Genomic DNA, 20,773 nt, shown 5'->3' on the forward strand with positions numbered 1-20,773 from the left:
CCACCGTGTCCTCCGGGCAGGTCCGCAGCGCCGCCATGCAGGTGACCCCCTCCGTCGGTGAGTCAGGTCTGGCCTGGTAACAGTTGGCCAACGTGCGGTACTCGTACACCGGCCGCTTCTTGCCCGCGGCAACGACCGCGCCACCCTTGTCACCAGGGAACTTCGGCAGGCCCAAGACCTCCTTGCGGGTGAGGCCCACATCAACGGCCTGCTCGGAGGTCTTGCATGTTGTCAGGAACCGACATTGGCTCGGATTTGCCTCCGCGCGCCCGGAAGGAAGTGCGATGAGCACTGCGACGAAGAGGAGGGTCACCGAGGTTCGACGCGGCCTCACTTGGCCTCCTGTAGCCGAGTAACTCGCCAATGACCCTCATGCTCCAGCGAGACCACGTAACTTCCGGAACCCTTCGGCGCCGTCTCGACGATCCCACCCTTGGCATCCAGGACCCTCACAGGGTTCTGCTTCGCCTGAACCAGCACCCGACGATTGCTCGACACAAAGTCCATCACGGACGCGCTCTTCACGGTGATCAGGTCGGAGTCATACCTCTGTTGTTTGGCCCTGACATCCTTGACGCCTTCCAACATCGCGTTGCAGACGATGCACTCTTGCGTCGTCAGGCCCTCAACCAGCCCCGGGTCCCCTTCACGAAAAGCTGCGTTCAGCTGGTCAAAGTAGAACCTCACAAACGCTTCCGCGCCCTTCGGTGTCTCCGCTTGTGCCTCCTTGGGGATCTTGGCGACCACTGGGTCCTCGGTCTTGGTCGGCGTCGCGCTGCTCGCACTCGTCGTCGGGGCGCTGCTCGTGCTCGTGGTCGGCGCAGACGTGGCAACGCTCGTCGGCGACCCTGGCGGGTCCACCGGATCAGTGTCTGCGCCCGAGCAAGCCGCCAGCGTCAGAGCGGCAGCCAGCACAGCGGCATACGGCATCAACCTTCGAGTCGCAACCATCGGCTCCCCCGTTGTATCGCATCGCAGCAGGACCAAACATTCTCACGAACCCTGCCATATCGGCACATCGGTGCGCTGCGGCTGTCCACAACCAGAAACCCTCAGCAGGTCGGGGGGCGCCGCCCGAACGAAGGAGTACCCTGCCTGTCATGTCAGGCGCTGCACCGCCGCAGGCGCCGGCCCTGCTCGCCGGGCTGGTCGATGACGCCGCGGTCTTCCCGCCCGGGCTGGCGCCGCTCGACGTCGCCGTCGACGAGCACCTGGCCCGCCGCGCCCACCCGTATGCGGCCTGCGTCGGCCCGCTGCTCGTGCCGGCCACCTCGGCGGGCGAGCTGGCCCGGATCGCCGCCAAGGACGAGCGAGCCAGCGCGGAGCCGCTGCCGGTCGGGCTCGTCGTACGCCCGGACAGCCCGATGGAGCCGCTCTTCGACGCGGTCGACCTGCTCGGCGACGAGCCCCGGGTCCGCCTGACCGGCGGTGAGCTCGGCTGGAACCCGAGCTGGCGACAGGCCCTCGGCCTCGGGCTTCCCCTCGTCGTGGAGGTCCGCCTCGGAGGTGAGCAACGGCAGGGACTCGAGGAGATCGGTGCCGCCGTCGACGAGGGCGCCGCAGTCATCGCGAAGTTCCGCACCGGACCCACCCCCGCCTGGGCGTGGCCCGACGAAGCGACGCTGGCCGCGTTCCTGTCCGAAGCGATCGAGCGTGGCCTGGCGTTCAAGCTGACCGGAGGCCTGCACCACGCGATTCGCGGCGAGTACAAGGGCAAGCCCATGCACGGGCTCGTCAACGTCCTGCTCGCCACGCACGAGGCACTCGATGGCGCCAAGGCCACGCAGCTTGCCGGCGTGCTGAGGCAGACCCGGTCCGAGCTGCTCGTCGAGCACCTTGCGACCCTCGACGCCGAGCAGGTCGTCCGGCTGCGTTCGAGCTTCACGTCCTATGGCTGTTGTGGAGTGCTCGAGCCGATCAACGAGCTCGCCGCCCTCGGGCTCATCCACTGACGCGCCGATCAGCGCGGTTGACGGGGCTGCTTACCGACGACGACCTGGGTACTGGCGATCTTGTCGTGCAGGGTCTGACGTCTCTCGTCCCAGAGCGGCCACAGCCCGTCGAGGAGCAGGACGATGGAGTAGAACGCGCTGACGCCCGGGATCACCGAGAGGAGGGCCAGCAGCCGCCGCCTGATCGCCGTGACGATGTCGAGCGGACCGGGCCGGTCCGTGCGACGGACGCTGATCCTCAGTGCCATCTTGCCGATCGTCTGTGCCGTCGTCACCCAGCAGGCGATCGCGTAGACGCTCGCGATCAGGTAGGACAGCAGTGCGACGAGGAACACGGTGCCGGCACTGTTGACGATGATCGTGTTGATCGCCTCACGATCGTTGCTGTCCATCGCCTTCATGATGTCCTCGAGCATCTGCGCATAGCTCGGCACCAAGAGGTTGATCAGGATTCCGGAGATGACCACGATGACGATGCCGTCGATGATCCACGCCGCGAGACGGCGCCCCCAGGAGGCCAACGGCACGCCGTCGCTCGTCGTCGGTCCAGCGTGCATCCACGCGGCGCCCGGCGCCTGCTGGTACTGCGGCGTCTGCTGGAGCCCGGGCTGGCTCTGCTGGCCGTAGGGATACTGACCGCCCTGACCGTATCCGGATGCGCCGTGTCCCGGACGGTCCTGCCATCCGCTGCCCGACGGCACCGGCGTCGTCGGCTGCTGCGGCAGGCCGATCGTCGACTGCGAGGCGGTCGGCGACTTCTTCGGCGCGGTGTGCGTGGTCCAGGTCACCCCGTCCCAGTAGCGCAGGAGGTCGGGGTCGGTCGGGTCGTCGTACCACCCGGACGGCTGTTGGCTCATGCCTCCAACTCTGCCATGTCAGACGCCGCCGCCCGCACATGTTCGCGGGCCGCCACGTGGGGGCCGTGCGCGCCGTGTTGTCCGTATGCCGCCCGATGCTGGACGCTGGGCCCATGCCTCACGCGCCCCGCTCGGTGGACGAGCTCGACTGCCGGATCCTCCTGCTCATCCTGCGCGAGCCCGGCATCGGCGTGCTCGGTGCCTCCCGGCGGCTCGGTGTAGCCCGGGGGACGGTGCAGGCGCGGCTCGACCGGCTGCAGGCCGCCGGGGTTCTGCCGTCCATGGCTCCCCCGGTCGACCCGGCGTCGCTGGGCTTCCCGGTCACCGCGTTCTGCACCCTCGAGATCCGGCAGGGGCAGGGCCACGAGCCGGTCATCGAGCACTTGTCGGCGATCCCGGAGGTCCTCGAGGCGAACACGATCACCGGGTCGGGTGACCTGCTGATCCGGATCGTCGGCCGGGACAACGCCGACCTGCAGCGCGTCCTCGACCGGGTCATCGACGACACCCATGTGACCCGCGCCTCGACGGCGATCGCCCTCGAGACCCGGATCGGCCACCGGACGGTCCCGCTCGTCGAGCGCCTCCTCGAGGAGACCTCCGCGCACTCCACCGCCACCAGGCGCCCCGAAGACCAGCGACCCCAGTGATGACCGGCCGGCGCGTCGGGCCCATCTCCTCCAGCGGCGGTCAGCGCCGGCCGACGAGCCAGGCACGGATCGTCTCGATCCGCGCCACAACCTGGTCGGAGGTCGCGGCGGCGAGGTCCGGTCCCCCGCAGACCCGCCGCAGGTCCAGGTGCACGTTGGCGTGCGGGTAGCCCTTCTGCCTGGCATAGGCCGAGACGAGCTTGTTGAGCTCCTTCCGCTTGGCGGCCAGGGCCCGGTGCGCGGCGACCGGGGCGGGGTCGGCCTCCCGGGGCGCCCGGCGGGCCTGCTTGCGCTGCCGCTCGCGCAGCAGCGACTCGACCTGGTCCGGCTCGAGCAGACCGGGCAGGCCGAGGTACTCCTGCTCGTCCTCGGAGCCGACGTCGGCGTGCAGGCCCCACTGCTGCTTGTCGAACAGGACGTGGTCGAACTGGGCCTTGGACTCGAGTGCCTCGAAGGCGCCCTCGTCGAGCCCGACCGCCGGGGCCTGCCGGTCGGCCTCGTCGAGCAGCGACTGCTCCTGGGCCCACATCGCCGCCGCCTCCTGCGGGTCCGGCGGGCGGCCCAGGACGTGGTCGCGCTCGTCCTCGAGCCGGGCGGCGTGGTCGAGGACGACCGGCACGGACGGCAGGAAGACCGAGGCGGTCTCCCCGCGGCGCCGGGCCCGGACGAACCGGCCGACCGCCTGGGCGAAGTAGAGCGGCGTAGAGGTCGACGTCGCATACACCCCGACCGCAAGACGCGGCACGTCGACGCCTTCGGAGACCATCCGGACCGCGACCATCCAACGGGCCGTGCCGGCCGCGAACGCCTCGATCCGTGCCGAGGCGTCGGCGTCGTCGGACAGCACCACGCTGGGAGGCTCGCAGGTCAGCGCACGCAGCCGAGCGGCATACGCGCGTGCCTGGGCCTGGTTGGAGGCGATCACGAGCCCGCCCGCGTCAGGCACCCCGCGCCGCACCTCGGTCAGCCGCGTGTCGGCTGCGGCGAGGACGGCCGCGATCCACTCACCCTTCGGGTCGAGGGCAGTGCGCCAGGCCTGCGCGACGGCGTCCTTGGTCATCGGCTCACCCAGGCTCGCGGAGACCTCGTCGCCCATCCTCGTGCGCCAGCGCATCGTGCCGCCGTACGCGAGGAAGAGCACCGGGCGCACGACACCGTCACGGAGTGCCTCGGCATAGCCGTACGTGTAGTCGCTCGAGCTGACCAGCCCGGCCGTGGACCCGAGCGCCGTGTCAAGCTCGTAGCGCACGAACGGGATCGGCGAGCTGTCCGATCTGAACGGCGTCCCGGTCAGCGCCAGCCGACGTGTGGCGGGCTCGAAGGCCTCCCGGATGCCGTCGCCCCAGCTCTTGCTGTCACCCCCGTGGTGGATCTCGTCGAGGATGACGAGGGTCGGCCGGGTCGTCGTCAGCTCGCGGTGCAGGCCCGGTTTCGAGGCGACCTGGGCGTACGTGACGGCGACGCCGTGGTAGTCCTCGCTGTGCCGGCCGACGGAGTTGCTGAACCGCGGGTCGAGGCTGATGCCGACCCGGGCCGCGGCATCGGCCCACTGCGTCTTGAGGTGCTCGGTGGGCGCGACGACCGTGACGCGTTGGACGATCCGCCGCGAGAGCAGGTCGGTCGCGACGCGCAGCGCATAGGTGGTCTTGCCGGCGCCGGGGGTCGCGACAGCGAGGAAGTCGCGCTGGTCGGCAGCGAGATACCGGTCTAGGGCTGCCTGCTGCCAGGCCCGCAGCTTGCTCGCGGTGCCCCATGCGGCCCGCTCAGGAAAGGCGGGTGGCAGGTGGAATGCGGCGCCTGAGCTCATCGGGCAGTCAGGACTCGCCGTGCCCTCTGGCGTTGACGTCTGAGCCCCTCCGGGCCTCGCTCGTTCCGCGCTCGTGTCCTCAAGACTCGCCGTCCCCGCCGTCCTGCGGGGCCCTCAGCCCGTCGTAGATCTCCTTGCACACGGGGCACACCGGGAACTTCTGCGGGTCTCGGTTGGGGACCCAGATCTTGCCGCAGAGCGCCACGACCGGCTCGCCGGAGAGCGCGCTCTCGAGGATCTTCTCCTTGCGCACGTAGTGGGAGAAGCGTTCGTGGTCGCCGGGCTCGTAGAGCTCCTCGTGGACCTCCTCACGCTCGATCGTCGTGGTGGCGGCACGATGCGGCAGCGGTTCGGCCTCGGAGGGGTCAGGTGGCATGCCCAGCGGCGTCTCGCTCATCCCTCGAGTCTAGACATCTCGACGCCGGCCGTTCCGTCCCGCTCGACTGGCGGCCTGGGCCCGCTCGACGGGCGTGAGGCGGTGCGCCGCGAGGCGCCGGCCGGCCGGGTAGGCGAGCATCGCCTCCGGCAGCTCCCCCGGCCGCGCGCTGAGCAGGACGGCCTCGACCCCGCCGACCGACTCCGCAGCGCCCGATCCCCCAGCGCCCGATCCCGCAGCGCCCGATCCCCCAGCGTCAGGCTCCAGGCCGAGGCGCCGCAGCGTCTGGCGCGCCACCGCCACCGGCGAGTCGAAGATCCTCACGTCCCCGAGAGCCTCGGCGATCCGGTCGGCGACGAGCCCATAGTGCGTGCACCCGAGCACGAGCGCCTTCACCGGCGGCGTCGCCGCCGCCGCCTCCCGGATGCAGGCGTCCACCCCGTCGAGCTCGCCGCGCTCGATGGCCTCGGCGAGACCGTTCGCGGTCACGGCATGGGTCTCGATGTCCGCCGCGAAGGCGTCGACCAGGCCGCGCAGGTAGTCGCTCCCGGTCGTGGCGCGGGTTGCCCACACCGCGACCGGACCACCGGTCATGGCTGCCGGCCGGATCGCCGGGACGGTGCCGATGACGGGGAGCTGCGGCTCCAGCGCGGCGCGCAACGCCTCCAGACCGTGCACGGATGCCGTGTTGCAGGCCACGACGAGCGCATCCGGCTGGTATGGCAGACAGGCCCGGGCGGAGCCCAGGATGAGGTGGCGCACGTGCTCGGGGGTCCGGGGTCCGTACGGCATGTGGTCCGGGTCCATCGACAGGATCAGGCCGAGGTCCGGCCGCAACGCCAGGAGTGCGTCGGCGTAGGCGACGAGACCGACCCCCGAGTCGACGAGGGCCACCCGAGCGGCAGGTCGCCCGCTCCGGGGCGCGGGGTGAGCGCCATCCATCAGTTCATCGCGGGGTCGTCGGGGAAGCTCGCGACGAAGGCGAGGCTGTCGCGCTGGCGGCGCAGGACGGCGCGCCACAGGCTGTCGGGGTCGGACGTGAAGGCGTCGTGGACCTCGGAGTCGACGACGTACCAGTCGCCCCGCCGGATCTCCATCTCGAGCTGGCCGTCGGACCAGCCGGCGTAGCCGGCGAAGATCCGCATGCCGGCCAGCTCGGCCTCGACGACGGGAGCAGGCACGTCGAGGTCGACCAGCCCGATGGACCCGAAGAGGCGCTGCACCCCCAGCGGCTCGGCCTGGTCACCCGGGACGGTGACCAGACCGAGCGCCGACGAGGTCGAGACCGGCCCGCCCTGGAAGAGGACGGGCGGAGCCGTGACGACTCGTTGCCAGCCGGGCAGGACCGAGTCGACGGGCGCGGTCAGCGGCTTGTTGAGGACGACACCCTGCGCGCCGTCGTCGCTGTGGTGGAGCATGAGGATGACCGACCTTCGGAACACGTCGCCCTCGACGGACGGCGTGGCCACGAGCAGGCGACCGGTGCGGAAGCTCGGACTCACGGTCCAAGCCTTCCACACGAGCTGCCGGTAGCCCGTCAGGCAGTGGCGTCCTCGCCCCAGCGGTCGACGAGCTTGCGCTCGCGCGCCGGCCGCCGGTCGCCACGCCTGTCACCGTGACGGTCAGCGCGGCCCTCACCGTGGTACGGACGGCCGGGCCGGTGCTGCCGTGGGCCGCGGGCACCCTGCGGGCGACGCTTCTTCGGACCCTCCAGCAGCCGCGTGTAGTCCGCCTCGTCGATCGGTATGCCGTTCGGCTCGCTCGCGCCGGTCGCCGCGATGAGCGCGTCGCCGGGTCGCGCCTTGACGAGAGCGGTGTCGACTCCCGCGTCGGCGAGCTGGCGCTCGACCGTACGGCGCTGGTGCGGCAGCACGAGGGTGACAACGGTGCCACGCTCGCCCGCGCGGGCAGTACGTCCGGACCGGTGCAGGTAGTCCTTGTGGTCGGCGGGCGGGTCGGTCTGCAGCACGAGCGAGATGTCGTCGACATGGATGCCCCGGGCCGCGACGTCGGTGGCGACGAGAACCGGGAGCGTGCCGCGCCGGAAGGCGCCGAGGACGCGGTTGCGGGCGCCCTGGGTCAGGCCCCCGTGCAGGGCGGCAGCCATGACACCCTGCTCGCGCAGCTGGCGGGCGACCCGGTCGGCGCCGAGCTTGGTGCGGCAGAAGACCAGGGTGCGGCCGGCCCGGTTCGCGAGCTCGGCAGTGACGGGCTTCTTGTGGACGGGGTCGATCAGGAGGGCCAGGTGCTCCATCGTCTCCACCGAGGCCGTCACGTCGTCGGTGGAGTGCACGACGGGGTCGGTCAGGTACCGCTCGACGAGACCGTCGATGCCATGGTCGAGGGTCGCCGAGAAGAGCAGTCGCTGCCCTCCCGCCGGGATGCGGTCGAGGATCGTCGTGATCTCGGCCAGGAAACCCATCTCGGCCATGTGGTCCGCTTCGTCGACGATTGCGATCGCGAGCTCGTCCAGCTCGACGGCGCCACGCTCGAGCAGGTCGTTCAGCCGGCCCGGGGTGGCGATGAGCAGGTCGATGCCCTTGTTGAGGGCGTTGATCTGGGTCGTGTAGCTGAGCCCGCCCGCGACGAGCTTGTGGCGCAGTCCGACGACGTGCACCAGCGGCTCGAGGGCGTCGGACACCTGCATGGCCAGCTCGCGGGTCGGGACCAGGACGAGCGCACGGGGGCGCCGGGCGCTCCGGTCGGTACCGGCCTGCAGGAGCCGCACGATGGTGGGCAGGCCGAACGCGAGCGTCTTGCCGGAGCCCGTCCGGCCACGGCCGAGCACGTCACGACCGGCGAGCGCGTCCGGTATGGCGGCCTGCTGGATCGGGAACGGCTGCGTGATGCCGTCGCGGGCGAGGCGCTCGACGAGACGCGGGGGCAGGCCGAGGGCGGCGAAGCCGTTGTCCTCGGCCACCTCGACCGGGCCGTCGCTGACGGGGGTGCGGGTCGCCTTGGTCCAGGTGTCCGCCTCGAGGCGCTCCGCCTCGGCGTCGTGGTGCTCCTCCACCCGGTCGAACCGCCCTCGCGGTTGCGCGGAGCGTGGCCGGTCGTTGCGGCGCTCCCACGACCGGCGGTGCTCCGGGCCCTCCCGGCGCTCCGGGCGGCCCTGGCGCGCCTGGTCATCGCGCGGCTCGAACGAACGACGCTCGTCACGTCGGTCGAACGAACGACGGTCGTGACGGGGCCGGTCATCCCGGCGGTCGAACGAACGGCGGTCATCCCGGCGGTCGAACGAACGGCGGTCATCCCGGCGGTCGTCACGGGGCCGGTCATCCCGGCGGTCGAACGAACGGCGGTCATCCCGGCGGTCGTCACGCGGCCGGTCATCCCGGCGGTCGAACGAACGGCGGTCATCCCGGCGGTCGTGACGGGGCCGGTCATCCCGGCGCTCCCACGAGTCGCGACGCTCGTCTGGTCGGTCGAACGAACGACGGTCGTCGCGCTCGACTCGCGCGTGGTGGGCGGGTCGGCTGGTGCCCGGACCTGCGGAGGCACCGCGGCGCGGCTGCCTGGTGCGCGAGTCTGGCGTCTGGGCCGCGGACCGCGCGGCCTTCTTCTGGGCAGGGGTCCAGCGGGCCTTCTTGGCCGTGCCGGAGGCAGGCTTCTTGGGCATGCGTATTCAGCTCACTTCAACTCGAGCAGACACGTCTCGAGCCGTGAGTACACGACCGTGCAAGACGAGCCTCAGGCACCAGTGCGGTGCCATGTGGACCGGCGGCTCCTGTGCCGTCCGGTGGTGACGTCCGCCAAGGCGGCGCACAAGGCGCTGCCGGGTGTAGAGCGGACCGAGGGCCAATCCTACCAGTGCTGCGCACGCCTCCTGACCACGAGCAGCGCCACGACGGCCACGCCGACCCCGATGAGGTCGGCGGCCGTGTCCCACGGGTCACCCGAGCGGCCCGGCAGCAGAAGGGCCTGGACGAGTTCGCTCACGACCGCGTGCGCCCCGAAGATCATGGCGGTCAGCCAGATGCGGCGCCAGACCCACCCTACGGCGAAGGCCGGCAGGGCGAAGACGAGCACGTGCACGACCTTGTCGCTCCAGCTCACCGGGCCCTGCACGGTCACGACGGGCCAGTAGAGGACGCACAGATGCAGCACCACGAGCCCAGCCGCGACGGCGACAGACAGGTATACGCGAAGTCTCAGCATGGCGCGGTCAGTCTAGGTACGGTGCCCGAGAGCACCCACGTCGAGAGAGTGAATCATGGGCAAGCAGAGCGTCACCGTCATCGGCTCCGGCACGGCCTCGGTCTCACCCGACGTCGTCCGGCTCGACCTGCGGGTCGGGCACGAGGCGCCGGAGGTCGCGAGTGCTCTGTCCGGAGCCGCGGCACAGGTTGCGACCGTCGGGTCGCTGCTGCGCGAGCACGGGGTCGCGGACGGCGACATCCGCACGATCGACACAAATGTGCACCAGCGCTTCGACAACACCGGCGGCGCGGTCGGGTTCACCGCCGAGCAGCGCCTCGGTGTCGTCGTGCGCGACCTCGACCTGGTCGGCACGATCCTCGAGGCTGCGGCGTCGGGCGTCGGCAACGCGCTGCTCGTCGACGGCGTGCGGCTCGACGTGGCCGACCGGTCGGGGGGCCTGCGCCGAGCACGGGACGCCGCGTTCGCCGACGCGAAGGACAAGGCAGAGCAGTATGCCGCCCTCTCCGGCAGCGACCTCGGCGAGGTTCTCGAGGTGGCCGAGTCGGGGGCGGTGCCGGTCCCGATGCCACGGATGGCCCTCGCCGCGCGGGACACCGCGGCGATGCCGATGGAGGGCGGTGACCTCGAGCTGCACGCAACGGTGACGATCCGCTGGAGGCTGGGCTGAGCGGCATCCGGAATAGCCCCGTCGGGCGATCCGTTGCCAGAGGCATGGCAACGACTGACCTGACCGCACAGACCTTCGAGAAGACCGTTCTCGACAACGAGATCGTGCTCGTCGACTTCTGGGCCTCCTGGTGCGGCCCGTGTCGGCAGTTCGCCCCGGTCTACGACGCCGCCTCCACGGAGGACGCGAACGACGGGATCGTCTTCGGCAAGGTGGACACCGAGGCCGAGCAGGCGCTGGCCGGTGCCGCGAACGTCACCTCGATCCCGACGCTGATGGCCTTCAAGGACGGCGTGCTCGTCTTCAGCCAGCCCGGTGCGCTGCCCCAGTCCGCGCTCCAGGACGTCATCGTCCAGGTCAAGGGCCTGGACATGGCCCCGATCAAGGAGCAGCTCGCCGCCGAGACTGCCGCCGGCGGCAGCGGCACGTCGAAGGCCTGACGTCTGTGCGCCTGATCCTCAACATCATCTGGATCGTCTTCGGGGGCTTCTGGCTCTTCCTGCTCTACCTGCTCGCGGGAGTCATCGCCTGCATCACGATCATCGGGATCCCGTTCGGGATCGCCGCGTTCCGGATCGGGCTCTACGCGCTGTGGCCCTTCGGCCGGACGGTCGTTCCCGCGCCCCGAGCGGGCGCCGGCTCGCTGATCGGCAACGTGCTGTGGGTCATCATCTTCGGCTGGTGGTTGGCCCTCGGCCACATCGTGACCGCGATCGCCGAGGCGATCACGATCATCGGCATCCCGCTGGCCCTGGCCAACCTCAAGCTGATCCCCGTCTCGCTCTTCCCCCTGGGCAAGCAGATCGTGCCGACCACGGGCCGGAGCGCAGCCGGTTTCGGTCCGTGACTGTCGGGCCCTGAGCGAGCATGCCCGGCCACTGCGGACGGCGGCATACACACGGACGGCGGCATACACGACAGGAAGGCGCACCCGGACAGGGCCCGGGTGCGCCTGTCGCGCTCGCTGCACAGCGTGACGTGGCCACCACAGAATGGTGGAGGTGGCGGGAATTGAACCCGCGTCCGATGACGAGAGACCAGGACTTCTCCGGGCGCAGTGCGCTAGGGAGTTTCTCGGCCCCAGGGCTCGCGCGCACACGTTCCCTGACAGGCCCAGTTGAGTAAGAGTCCCACGTCGTCCCCCAACATGACGACGCAGCAAGTTTCCTAGCTGACGCCAGGCACTGAGTCGGAAACTACCTCAGGCTGACGGACTTCGGGGCTCGCTCAGGCGGCGAGGGCGAAGTCGGTGCGCTTTGAGTTGGCACCTATTGGTTTGCAAGGAGCGTTGACGAGATGACCTTGCATCCTCGGCCCGCTTACCCTGGCGAGTCGACCACCGTCGAAACCGATCACCCCCATGCGGGTGACCACGTCACGCTGTGCACTTGTCAAGCTGCGAGATCACAGTATGACTCAGGAACGTCGCAGGGGTCCACGAGATTCCCGTATGGCGCGCGCCGGGGCGCCGCTGGCCGCCCCCTGGGTGGCGTGCAGCGTCCGACGTCGTCTCAGATCGAGGTGGCCGCGCGACCGACCGGCTTGCTCGTCCTAGGCTGGCGAGCGGTCGCCAGACCGGCGAGCCGGCGCATCCCCGACCCCGGAGGTCACATGTTCCGCAAGATCCTGGTCGCCAACCGTGGTGAGATCGCCGTCCGGGCCTTCCGCGCCGCGACCGAGCTCGGTGCGCGGACGGTCGCGGTGTTCCCGTACGAGGACCGGATGTCCGAGCATCGGCTCAAGGCCGACGAGGCGTACCAGATCGGGCAGGAGGGGCACCCGGTCCGCGCCTACCTCGACTACGAGGGCATCGTCGCCAAGGCCGTCGAGGCGGGGGCCGACGCCATCTACCCGGGCTACGGCTTCCTGTCCGAGAATCCTGACCTGGCCGCGGCCTGCGAGGCAGCCGGCATCACCTTCATCGGCCCGCCCGCCTCGGTCCTGCACCTGGCCGGCAACAAGGCCCGGGCCATCGCCGCGGCTCGAGAGGCGGGGCTGCCCACGCTTGGCGGCTCGGCACCGTCCGCGGACCGGGCCGAGCTCGAGGCAGCGGCCGGCGAGGTCGGGTTCCCGCTCTTCGTCAAGGCCGTCTCGGGCGGCGGTGGTCGCGGAATGCGACGGGTGGACGACCCGGCGGCGCTGGCTGCGGCGCTCGAGGCCGCGCAGCGCGAGGCGGCCTCGGCCTTCGGCGACCCGACGCTCTACCTCGAGGAGGCCGTCGTCGACCCTCGCCACATCGAGGTCCAGGTCCTCGCCGACGGCACGGGTGAGGTGCTGCACCTCTACGAGCGGGACTGCTCGCTGCAGCGACGTCACCAGAAGGTCATCGAGATCGCCCCCGCCCCGTCGCTCGACCCGACGTTGCGCGAGCAGATCTGCGCCGATGCGGTGCGCTTCGCCACCTCGATCGGCTACGTCAACGCCGGCACGGTCGAGTTCCTGCTCGGACGCGACGGGCGCCATGTCTTCATCGAGATGAACCCGCGCATCCAGGTCGAGCACACGGTGACCGAGGAGGTCACCGACATCGACCTGGTCGTCATGCAGATGCAGATCGCCTCCGGCGAGACGTTCGCGTCGGTCGGTCTGCGGCAGGAGGACATCCGGACCCGTGGCTACGCCCTGCAGTGCCGCATCACGACCGAGGACCCGGCCAACGGCTTCCGCCCCGACGCCGGCCTCATCACGACGTACCGTTCGGCCGGGGGGTCCGGGGTGCGGCTCGACGGCGGCACGGTGTTCGTCGGGGCCGAGGTGTCGCCACACTTCGACTCGATGCTCGTCAAGCTGACCTGCCGGGCCAGGACCTTCCCCCTGGCGGTCCGTCGGGCGCGTCGGGCGCTGGCCGAGTTCCGGGTGCGCGGCGTCTCGACGAACATCCCGTTCCTCGAGGCGGTCCTCGACGACCCGGTCTTCCAGGCGGGGCAGGCGACGACATCCTTCATCGACGAGCGACCCGGGCTGCTTCGCGCCCGGGTCCCGGCGGACCGGGCGACCAAGCTGCTGACCTACCTGGCCGATATCACCGTGAACCAGCCGCACGGCCGGGCCGGCACGACCGTGCGGCCCAGCACCAAGCTGCCCGAGCTGTCCGACGCTGCGGTGCCGAGCGGCTCTCGCGACCGGCTGCTCGAGCTCGGCCCGGCCGGCTTCGCGGGCGCGCTGCGGGCCGCGACCGAGGTCGCCGTGACGGACACGACCTTCCGCGACGCCCACCAGTCCCTGCTCGCGACCCGGATGCGCACTCGCGACCTGCTCCAGGTCGCCGGCCACGTCGCGCACCTGACGCCTCAGCTGCTGTCGATGGAGGCCTGGGGCGGCGCCACCTACGACGTCGCGCTGCGCTTCCTGCACGAGGACCCGTGGGAGCGGCTCACCGCCCTGCGCGGCGCGATGCCGAACATCCCGCTCCAGATGCTGCTGCGCGGCCGCAACACGGTGGGCTACACCCCGTACCCGACCAGGGTCACCACGACCTTCGTCCGGGAGGCGGCCGGGGCCGGCATCGACATCTTCCGGGTCTTCGATGCCCTCAACGACGTCGAGCAGATGCGCCCGGCGATCGAGGCCGTCCTCGAGACGGGCACCGCCGTGGCCGAGGTGGCGCTCTGCTACACCGGCAACCTCACGAGCCCCGGCGAGCGGCTCTACACGCTCGACTACTACCTCGAGCTCGCCGAGCACATCGTCGAGGCGGGCGCCCATGTCCTGGCGATCAAGGACATGGCAGGGCTGCTGCGTGCCCCGGCCGCCAGCCGGCTCGTCACCGCGCTCCGCGAGCGCTTCGACCTGCCGGTCCACCTGCACACCCATGACACGGCAGGCGGTCAGATCGGCACGTTGCTCGCTGCCATCGATGCCGGGGTCGACGCGGTCGACGCGGCGACCGCGACGATGGCCGGCACCACCAGCCAGCCGTCCTTGTCAGCCCTGGTCGCGGCGACCGACGACACCGACCGACCCACCGGCCTCGACCTGACGAACGTGTCCGCCCTCGAGCCGTACTGGGAGGCGGTGCGCCGCCTCTACCGGCCGTTCGAGTCGGCCCTCTCGTCGCCCACCGGACGGGTCTACGTCCACGAGATCCCCGGCGGCCAGCTGTCCAACCTGCGCCAGCAGGCGATCGCGCTCGGCCTCGGCGACCGGTTCGAGGCGATCGAGGACATGTATGCCGCCGCGAACCGGATCCTCGGCAACCTCGTCAAGGTGACCCCGAGCAGCAAGGCGGTCGGCGACCTCGCCCTCGCGCTCGTCGGCACCGGCGCGGACCCGGCCGACTTCGAGGCGAACCCGCAGCGTTACGACATCCCCGACTCGGTCATCGGATTCCTGCAGGGCGAGCTCGGCGACCCCCCGGGCGGGTGGCCGGAGCCGTTCCGCAGCAAGGCGCTCGCGGGCCGGGTGGCCAAGCCTCGCCTGGCGGCGCTGACCCCGGAGCAGGAAGCCGAGCTGGAGGCAGCCCCGCGCCGCACGCTCAACCGGCTGCTCTTCCCCGGCCCGGCCCGGGACTACGAGGCGGCGCGGGAAGCCTACGGCGACCTGTCGGTCCTCGACACCACCGAGTTCCTCCACGGCCTCGAGCCGGGTGACGAGTACGACGTCGAGATCGAGCCCGGCAAGCGACTCATCGTCGGCGTGCAGTCCATCGGCGAGACCGACCCGCGCGGCCTGCGCACGGTCATGTGCACAGTGAGCGGACAGCTTCGGCCGGTCCAGGTGCGCGACCGCTCCGCCGACGTCACCATCGCCACGGTGGAGAAGGCCGACCCAGCCAACGCCGGCCACGTCGCGGCGCCGTTCGCCGGCGCCGTGACCGTCACGGTGGCAGAGGGTGACCGCCTCGAGCCGGGCACCGTCGTCGCGACGATCGAGGCGATGAAGATGGAGGCGAACATCACCACCCCGACCGGGGGCACCGTGAGCCGGGTCACGCTCAGCGAGAGCCGGCAGGTCGAGGGCGGCGACCTCATCGCGGTGATCGGCTGAGGTCGAGGCACGCCCCTTGACGACGAGCTCATCCGGTCAGCGCAACCTCGGCAGGTGCTGGTCGCGAGCCAGCACTGCTCCGACCTGCGGGTGAAGTCACGCTTCCGGCGGTATGGGGCCAGCAGGTCGGCGGTCTCGGCGCGAGCCATGTCCTTCGCCCTACCCCACGAGGCGTCCGGCTCACCACGACCCCGACGAGGAGCCGCCGCCGCCGGACCCGCTGAAGCCGCCACCACCGGAGAAGCCCGACGACCCGGACGATCCCGGGGTCGAGGTGAACGTACCCGTGGACGTCGTCGAGAAGCTGTCGACGCCACTCGCGATACTGGTGAAGTCGGGGAAGGCCACGCCGCTCCACAGGTACCACGTCGGCATCACCAGGGGCTGGTTCACGGCCTCGGCGGCGCGGGCCACCTCGGCGAACGTCCGGGCCCACCGGTCCGCCACCCCGAAGACGACGGCGTACGGCAGGTACCTGCTGAAGACGTTGGCTGCCTCCTCGAAGGCGATCTGGTCCGCCTCCGCTGTCAGGAGGTACTCCTTGAAGCCGAGCGACTGGGCGAGCACCGCCGAGCCCTCCGCCGACTTGGCGGCCATCCTGCCCCCGAACAGGAAGACGATCGCGCCAGAGACGATCAGGCCCATGCCGAGGACCACGCCGCCGCTGAAGCCACCGCCGAGCAGGGTCGACAACGCGGACCAGCCGTAGAACAGCATGATCCCGCCGACGACCGCGAGAACAAGGCCGAAGCCCTGCCAGACGGCGCGCTGGGTCTGTGGCGACTGGCGGAACCAGCCTCGCTGGACGACCTCGCGGTACATCAGGCCCTGGATGCGCTTGAGCGTCTGCGCGAAGGTGTTCTTCAGGTCCGAGAGCCGGACCTCGGTCACGCCGCCCTTGAACAGCCCGCTCAGCAGCTCGCTCTCGTAGGGCAGCAGCCGGTCGCCCGCGGGTGGGTCCAGCCGGTGGAGCGTCCAGTCCGTTCGAGTGAACATGCCGCCGGCCTCGACCTCCTCGATCTGCAGGTAGCCGCGGACGGCCAGGTCGATGACGGTCGCCGAGACGTCGATCGGGTTGGCCGTCTCGTCGATGACGGTGCCGACCATGCCCGGCTGCACGCCCTTGGGCGGCTGGAACTGCACCGCGACCGTCTGCCTGCGGCTCCGCTCGGTCACCGGCGCGTCGGTCTCGGTGACCGTCCCCGGAGCCGGCGGCATACCGAGCACTCCGCCGACGCTGTCGCCGACCGATTCCGGGGTGAGGCCGGGGGTCAGGCCGGCGTACTGCTCGTCCCGTCCGCGGGTCCACCACAGCGTGCCCATGGCGGCGGCCGCGATGATGGGGGCCCCGATCCCGGCGGCGTAGGCGGCCGCGTTGACCGCCGGAGCCGCGTCGCTGGCCGCGCCGGCGTCGACCCCGCCGTCGCGGATGTCGGGTCGGGGCTCCTCGAACGCCGTGGCGGGGTACTGGGCGATGACTGTCATCGCCTCGCCGGGGGTCAGGTTGTCGGCGCTGAACGTGGTGGGCTCGCCCATCTTCGCCTGGCACTTCGTGTCCGATCCGGGCTCCCCCCGGAAGCACAGCACATCGGTAGAGGCGGCTGGGGCGTCGACCGTGACGCTGACGTGGTCGCGTTGGGTGAGCTCGTTGCCGCCGAAGACGTTGTAGTGGAACTCGACCGTGTCGTTCTGCTCGATCGGGTTGAGCACGTTGTGGAGGGTGTACTTGACGAGGTAGGTCTGGGTGCCGCTCGTCCACTGGTCGGCGCTGCCGATGCGGATCTCGTCGGCCGCGCCGTTCTCGCTGACCCGGAACTGGGCGGGCGCCCCGGACGGGCTCGACACCGAGACGTCGCTCATCTCGAAGTAGCGGTACTTGTCCGGCTCGTCGTCCACGCCCATCCGGACCACGATGTTGCGGAAGATCCCGTGCCGCTGCTCACCGCTCGGGAACTGCCACCGGATCGTCTCAGCCACCTGGACGCTGCCGTCCGGCTGCAGGTCGTAGACAACGTCGAAGGACTCCATCGCCTCGTCGCCGGCCGCCTGGGCCACCCCCGCCGGGCCGAACACGAGAGCTGCCGCGAGGAGGACGAGGGCGAGCATCGAGGATGCCGGTCCCAGCCGCCGGCGTGCGGTCGAACCTGTCATCGTGACGCTCCTCGTCCGGCCGGTCATGGCTGTCACCTGCCGCTGCGGCGCGCGGCGCTGAGCGCCCGCTCGGCATCGCGGCGGTCCTGCCGCTCGCGGAGCGCATGCCGCTTGTCGTACTGCTTCTTGCCGGTCGCGAGCGCGATCTCGACCTTGACCCGTCCGTCCCTGAAGTAGAGCGACAGCGGCACGATCGTCCGACCGGACTCGCGCGTCTTGCTCGCGATCTTGGTCAGCTCCTGGCGGTGCAGGAGCAACTTGCGGCGGCGCCGCGGCGCGTGGTTGGTCCAGGTGCCGCCCAGGTACTCGGGGATGTGGACGTTCTCGAGGTAGAGCTCGTCCCCGGAGAACATGGCGAAGCCGTCCACGATGGAGGCCCGACCCATCCGGAGCGCCTTGACCTCGGTGCCGGTCAGGGCCAGACCCGCCTCGTAGGTGTCCTCGATGTGGTAGTCGTGGCGCGCCTTGCGGTTGCTCGCGATGAGCGAACGACCCTTCTCCTTGGCCACCGCGATGTCCCTCCTGTCACGTCCCGCCGGCGCGAACCTTCCGCGCGCATCAAACGCTACCTTTGGGAAGGGTCCGAGGGCGAAGGGGTTCCGTACCGATCTCGCGGGTGTCCCGGGTCAGAGCCACGTGTTGGGGTTGACCGGTGTGCCGTCCTCGTAGACGCCGAAGTGCAGGTGGCAGCCGGTCGAGTAGCCGGTCGTGCCGGAGTAGCCGACGAGCTGGCCGCGGTTCACCTGTCCGCCCCACTTGACGATGCTGGACAGGTGGTTGTAGGTCGTGACCAGGTCGACTCCGCGGTGCATGCCGTGGTCGATGACGACCTGGTTGCCCCACCCGCTCGGGCGCCAGCCCGCCCGGATGACCTCACCCGGCGCTGCGGCATACACGGGGGTACCGCACGGGACGCCCCAGTCGAGACCGTCGTGCAGCATCCACTTCTGCAGGATCGGGTGCCAGCGCATCCCGAAGCCCGAGGTCGTCGGGCCGTTGGCGGGCCGGCTCAGGTAGTTCGAGGGGGTCGAGGTGGAGGCGACGGGAGGCGGTACCCGCGGGGTGTAGCTCCGACCCTTCCTGCGGGCTTCGGCCGCCTTGCGCTGCTCTGCCCGGATCTTGGCCTGACGTTGCGCCTCGAGCCTGGCCTTGCGCTTCTGCTCGGCGATACGCGCCTGCCGGGCTCGTTCGACGAGGATCGCGTTCAACCGGGCCGACTCGGCACGAGCGGCCGCGAGGTCGGCCTGCTCGTCTGCCTTCCGGGCCTGCAGGTCGTTGGCGAAGACCGACTGCTGCGACTTGAGCTTGTCCAGGCTGGTCTTGGCGGTCGCGGCGTTGGCGCGCGCCGTCTCGGCGTTCTGCCGCGCGATGATCGCCTGCTCCTTGGCCTGGGTCGCGGCCGCGGCAGCAGCCTCGGCGTTCTTCAGGGCGATCTCGGCCTGGCGCTTCAGCTCGGCGATCTCGCCACGGACCGCGGTGAGGTAGGCCCGGGTCGAGACGTTGTCGGCACGTATCGTCGCGAGCCGGTCGACGGTGTCGCTCGCCACGTTGCTGGCGGTGTCGGCCATGATGACCCGGTCGGCGAAGTCCTGGGCGGACCCGTCCCCGAAGACGAGGCCGAGCTGCGACTCGGTGCCGCCACTCTGGAAGACGTCGGCCGCATACGCATCGAGGGCATCCTGAGAGGAGTGCAGCTGCGACTGCGTCTTGCTCAGCTGCTCCTTGGCCCGCACCTCACTGGCCTTGGCGACCGCGAGCTTCTGCGCGACCTGCTCGTTGTGGGCCCGGGCTTCGGCCTCGGCCGCCAGGGCTCGACGCTCGGTGTCCTCGGCCTGGGCCTGGGCCGCCTCGGCGCGGCTGACGGTCGCCTGCGCGTTGGCCAGGCGTTGACGGGCGCCCGGGAGGGCGGCCTTCGTCTTCTCGAGATTGACGTAGGCGGTGGCGAGGTTGGCGTTGGTCCCCTCGAGCTGCTGCCCGAGCGCGGCGATGCGCTTGTCTGCCTGCCGCTTCTGGTCCTTGACGTCATCGGCGCGGGCGACCGAGGGACCCAGCGACATCGAGCAGGCCAGGGCCACGCCGACCGCCGTGAGCCGGGTACCGGTACGCGAACCACACAGCTTTGGCCACATAGGTCTCATTGGTACCACACCTGACCCATCGACAACACCCTTCACCCTCCCCGAATGGTGTGTTCGAGGTCGAACACACCGGTATGCCGCCCGGTTCGGTCAGGTGCGTCCCTTCGAGAGCAAGCCGGGTCAGACCCGCAGGTAGCGGCGCAAGGTCACCCACGACGTGACCGTTGCCAGGCCGGCGACGCCGAGGATGATGAACGGCGCGACGACCCACACGTCGGTCACTCCGATGAACGCGATCTCGGTCATCGTCTGGGCAAGGAAGCCGGTCACGCCGTACTGGACGGTCGCCCAGAGCATCGCGACCGCCAGGCCGGCACCGACGACGCCGGCGATGATCGTCTCCATGACGAACGGGAACCGGATCGTGAAGTTCGAGGCGCCGACGAGCCGCATGATCCCCGTCTCCCTGCGCCTGCTGAACGCCGTCTGGCGGATCGTCGTGGAGATGAGCATGACGGCGGCGAGGACCATCAGCGAGGAGAGCGCGATGGCCGACCACGAGACGGTGTTCATGAAGGTGAAGAACTTCTCCAGGAGCTTCTTCTGGTCCTGCACGTCGGCGACCCCGGGCATCCCCTTGACGGTGCTCGCCACGACGTCGAACTTGCTGGGGTCGCCCAGGTTGACCCGGTAGGAGTCGGCGAAGTACGACTCCCCGGCCCGGGCCAGCGACGAGTTCTTGTACGTCTGCCGGAACCGGGCGTAGGCCTCGTCACGCGACTCGTAGAAGATCTCGGAGACCGTCGGTCGGAGCGCTTCGAGCTCGTCCTTGACTGCTGCGCGTTGGGCGTCGGTGGTCGGCTCGCCACCACAGTTGGTGTAGCGGGTCTTCTCGGCACAGAGCAGGACGGTGACCTGGACCTTGTCGTACCAGTAGTCCTTCATCGTGTCGACCTGGCGCTGTCCCATGAGCCCGAGACCGAGCAGGTACATCGAGATCATCGTGACGATCACGACCGAGACGGCCATGGACAGGTTGCGCCGAAGGCCGTTGCCGATCTCGCCGAGCAGGAACTGCAGCTTCATGG

General features: G+C 70.5%; 18 protein-coding genes and 1 other RNA gene. 6 read left to right on the plus strand and 13 right to left on the minus strand.

Going from position 1 to position 20,773, the window contains the following annotated elements; all coding sequences use genetic code 11:
* Positions 1–330: 330 nt before the first annotated feature.
* On the minus strand, positions 331–747 hold the full coding sequence (locus L0H79_RS05545) for a DUF6318 family protein (protein WP_301483568.1): 417 nt from the start codon (positions 745–747) through the stop codon (positions 331–333).
* A gap of 353 nt (positions 748–1,100) precedes the next feature.
* On the opposite strand from L0H79_RS05545, the gene L0H79_RS05550 reads away from it, so the two are divergent.
* Positions 1,101–1,952, plus strand: coding sequence for a hypothetical protein (locus L0H79_RS05550; RefSeq protein WP_301483569.1), 852 nt, complete (start codon positions 1,101–1,103; stop codon positions 1,950–1,952).
* A gap of 8 nt (positions 1,953–1,960) precedes the next feature.
* Here the strand turns inward: L0H79_RS05550 and L0H79_RS05555 are convergent, their stop codons facing one another.
* Complete coding sequence (locus tag L0H79_RS05555; RefSeq protein ID WP_301483570.1) at positions 1,961–2,809, minus strand: RDD family protein; 849 nt, start codon at positions 2,807–2,809, stop codon at positions 1,961–1,963.
* 113 nt (positions 2,810–2,922) lie between these two features.
* Between L0H79_RS05555 and L0H79_RS05560 the strand changes: the two genes are divergently transcribed.
* A complete protein-coding gene (locus L0H79_RS05560; protein WP_301483571.1) occupies positions 2,923–3,459 on the plus strand; it encodes an Lrp/AsnC family transcriptional regulator in 537 nt (178 codons plus the stop codon).
* Positions 3,460–3,499: 40 nt separating this feature from the next.
* Here L0H79_RS05560 and L0H79_RS05565 read toward each other — a convergent pair whose 3' ends face one another.
* The 6 genes from L0H79_RS05565 to L0H79_RS05590 form a co-directional block, all read right to left on the minus strand.
* On the minus strand, positions 3,500–5,266 hold the full coding sequence (locus tag L0H79_RS05565) for a DEAD/DEAH box helicase (protein ID WP_301483572.1): 1,767 nt from the start codon (positions 5,264–5,266) through the stop codon (positions 3,500–3,502).
* 79 nt (positions 5,267–5,345) lie between these two features.
* Positions 5,346–5,642 carry a DUF3039 domain-containing protein gene (locus L0H79_RS05570; protein WP_301483598.1) on the minus strand — a complete coding sequence of 99 codons (297 nt, stop codon included), beginning with the start codon at positions 5,640–5,642 and terminating at the stop codon, positions 5,346–5,348.
* 30 nt (positions 5,643–5,672) lie between these two features.
* Positions 5,673–6,584, minus strand: a complete 912-nt coding sequence (locus tag L0H79_RS05575; RefSeq protein WP_301483573.1) for a glutamate racemase — start codon at positions 6,582–6,584, stop codon at positions 5,673–5,675.
* Positions 6,584–7,144, minus strand: coding sequence for a YqgE/AlgH family protein (locus tag L0H79_RS05580; RefSeq protein ID WP_301483574.1), 561 nt, complete (start codon positions 7,142–7,144; stop codon positions 6,584–6,586). Before L0H79_RS05580 ends, L0H79_RS05575 begins: the two co-directional genes overlap by 1 nt.
* 35 nt (positions 7,145–7,179) lie before the next feature.
* Entirely contained in the window at positions 7,180–9,261 is a 2,082-nt protein-coding gene (locus tag L0H79_RS05585; RefSeq protein WP_301483575.1) for a DEAD/DEAH box helicase, read from the minus strand.
* 185 nt (positions 9,262–9,446) lie between these two features.
* Positions 9,447–9,800, minus strand: coding sequence for a VanZ family protein (locus L0H79_RS05590; RefSeq protein ID WP_301483576.1), 354 nt, complete (start codon positions 9,798–9,800; stop codon positions 9,447–9,449).
* A 55-nt stretch (positions 9,801–9,855) separates the two neighbouring features.
* On the opposite strand from L0H79_RS05590, the gene L0H79_RS05595 reads away from it, so the two are divergent.
* From L0H79_RS05595 to L0H79_RS05605, 3 genes are read left to right on the plus strand one after another with little or no spacing between them, the layout of a single operon-like run.
* Complete coding sequence (locus tag L0H79_RS05595) at positions 9,856–10,470, plus strand: SIMPL domain-containing protein (protein WP_301483577.1); 615 nt, start codon at positions 9,856–9,858, stop codon at positions 10,468–10,470.
* A gap of 44 nt (positions 10,471–10,514) precedes the next feature.
* Positions 10,515–10,910 (plus strand): thioredoxin, encoded by a 396-nt coding sequence (trxA, locus tag L0H79_RS05600; RefSeq protein WP_301483578.1) that lies wholly within the window; start codon positions 10,515–10,517, stop codon positions 10,908–10,910.
* Positions 10,911–10,915: 5 nt separating this feature from the next.
* A complete protein-coding gene (locus L0H79_RS05605; RefSeq protein WP_301483579.1) occupies positions 10,916–11,317 on the plus strand; it encodes a YccF domain-containing protein in 402 nt (133 codons plus the stop codon).
* A 146-nt stretch (positions 11,318–11,463) separates the two neighbouring features.
* Here L0H79_RS05605 and ssrA read toward each other — a convergent pair.
* Positions 11,464–11,830, minus strand: a transfer-messenger RNA (tmRNA) gene (gene ssrA, locus L0H79_RS05610).
* A gap of 251 nt (positions 11,831–12,081) precedes the next feature.
* Between ssrA and L0H79_RS05615 the strand changes: the two genes are divergently transcribed.
* The gene (locus L0H79_RS05615; RefSeq protein ID WP_301483580.1) at positions 12,082–15,456 is read left to right on the plus strand and encodes a pyruvate carboxylase; all 3,375 of its coding nucleotides are present in this window, start codon (positions 12,082–12,084) and stop codon (positions 15,454–15,456) included.
* Positions 15,457–15,636: 180 nt separating this feature from the next.
* On the opposite strand, the gene L0H79_RS05620 is transcribed toward L0H79_RS05615, so the two are convergent.
* From L0H79_RS05620 to ftsX, 4 genes are all read right to left on the minus strand, one after another.
* Entirely contained in the window at positions 15,637–17,607 is a 1,971-nt protein-coding gene (locus L0H79_RS05620; RefSeq protein WP_301483581.1) for a DUF2207 domain-containing protein, read from the minus strand.
* 32 nt (positions 17,608–17,639) lie between these two features.
* Positions 17,640–18,116 carry an SsrA-binding protein SmpB gene (gene smpB / locus L0H79_RS05625; protein WP_301483582.1) on the minus strand — a complete coding sequence of 159 codons (477 nt, stop codon included), beginning with the start codon at positions 18,114–18,116 and terminating at the stop codon, positions 17,640–17,642.
* Between the two features lie 117 nt (positions 18,117–18,233).
* Positions 18,234–19,736, minus strand: a complete 1,503-nt coding sequence (locus L0H79_RS05630) for a peptidoglycan DD-metalloendopeptidase family protein (protein ID WP_301483583.1) — start codon at positions 19,734–19,736, stop codon at positions 18,234–18,236.
* Positions 19,737–19,865: 129 nt separating this feature from the next.
* Positions 19,866–20,771, minus strand: coding sequence for a permease-like cell division protein FtsX (ftsX, locus tag L0H79_RS05635; protein WP_301483584.1), 906 nt, complete (start codon positions 20,769–20,771; stop codon positions 19,866–19,868).
* Between the last annotated feature and the right edge of the window lie 2 nt (positions 20,772–20,773).

The organism is Intrasporangium sp., from assembly GCF_030452765.1.
GTDB lineage: Bacteria > Actinomycetota > Actinomycetes > Actinomycetales > Dermatophilaceae > Intrasporangium_A.

Bases quoted from the DNA above. Each gene is read 5' to 3' on its own strand.
- L0H79_RS05550 (WP_301483569.1), top strand. From the start codon at position 1,101: ATGTCAGGCGCTGCACCGCCGCAGGCGCCGGCCCTGCTCGCCGGGCTG.
- L0H79_RS05555 (WP_301483570.1), bottom strand. From the start codon at position 2,809: ATGAGCCAACAGCCGTCCGGGTGGTACGACGACCCGACCGACCCCGAC.
- L0H79_RS05560 (WP_301483571.1), top strand. From the start codon at position 2,923: ATGCCTCACGCGCCCCGCTCGGTGGACGAGCTCGACTGCCGGATCCTC.
- L0H79_RS05565 (WP_301483572.1), bottom strand. From the start codon at position 5,266: ATGAGCTCAGGCGCCGCATTCCACCTGCCACCCGCCTTTCCTGAGCGG.
- L0H79_RS05570 (WP_301483598.1), bottom strand. From the start codon at position 5,642: ATGCCACCTGACCCCTCCGAGGCCGAACCGCTGCCGCATCGTGCCGCC.
- L0H79_RS05575 (WP_301483573.1), bottom strand. From the start codon at position 6,584: ATGGATGGCGCTCACCCCGCGCCCCGGAGCGGGCGACCTGCCGCTCGG.
- L0H79_RS05585 (WP_301483575.1), bottom strand. From the start codon at position 9,261: ATGCCCAAGAAGCCTGCCTCCGGCACGGCCAAGAAGGCCCGCTGGACC.
- L0H79_RS05590 (WP_301483576.1), bottom strand. From the start codon at position 9,800: ATGCTGAGACTTCGCGTATACCTGTCTGTCGCCGTCGCGGCTGGGCTC.
- L0H79_RS05595 (WP_301483577.1), top strand. From the start codon at position 9,856: ATGGGCAAGCAGAGCGTCACCGTCATCGGCTCCGGCACGGCCTCGGTC.
- trxA (WP_301483578.1), top strand. From the start codon at position 10,515: ATGGCAACGACTGACCTGACCGCACAGACCTTCGAGAAGACCGTTCTC.
- L0H79_RS05615 (WP_301483580.1), top strand. From the start codon at position 12,082: ATGTTCCGCAAGATCCTGGTCGCCAACCGTGGTGAGATCGCCGTCCGG.
- L0H79_RS05620 (WP_301483581.1), bottom strand. From the start codon at position 17,607: ATGACAGGTTCGACCGCACGCCGGCGGCTGGGACCGGCATCCTCGATG.
- L0H79_RS05630 (WP_301483583.1), bottom strand. From the start codon at position 19,736: ATGTGGCCAAAGCTGTGTGGTTCGCGTACCGGTACCCGGCTCACGGCG.
- ftsX (WP_301483584.1), bottom strand. From the start codon at position 20,771: ATGAAGCTGCAGTTCCTGCTCGGCGAGATCGGCAACGGCCTTCGGCGC.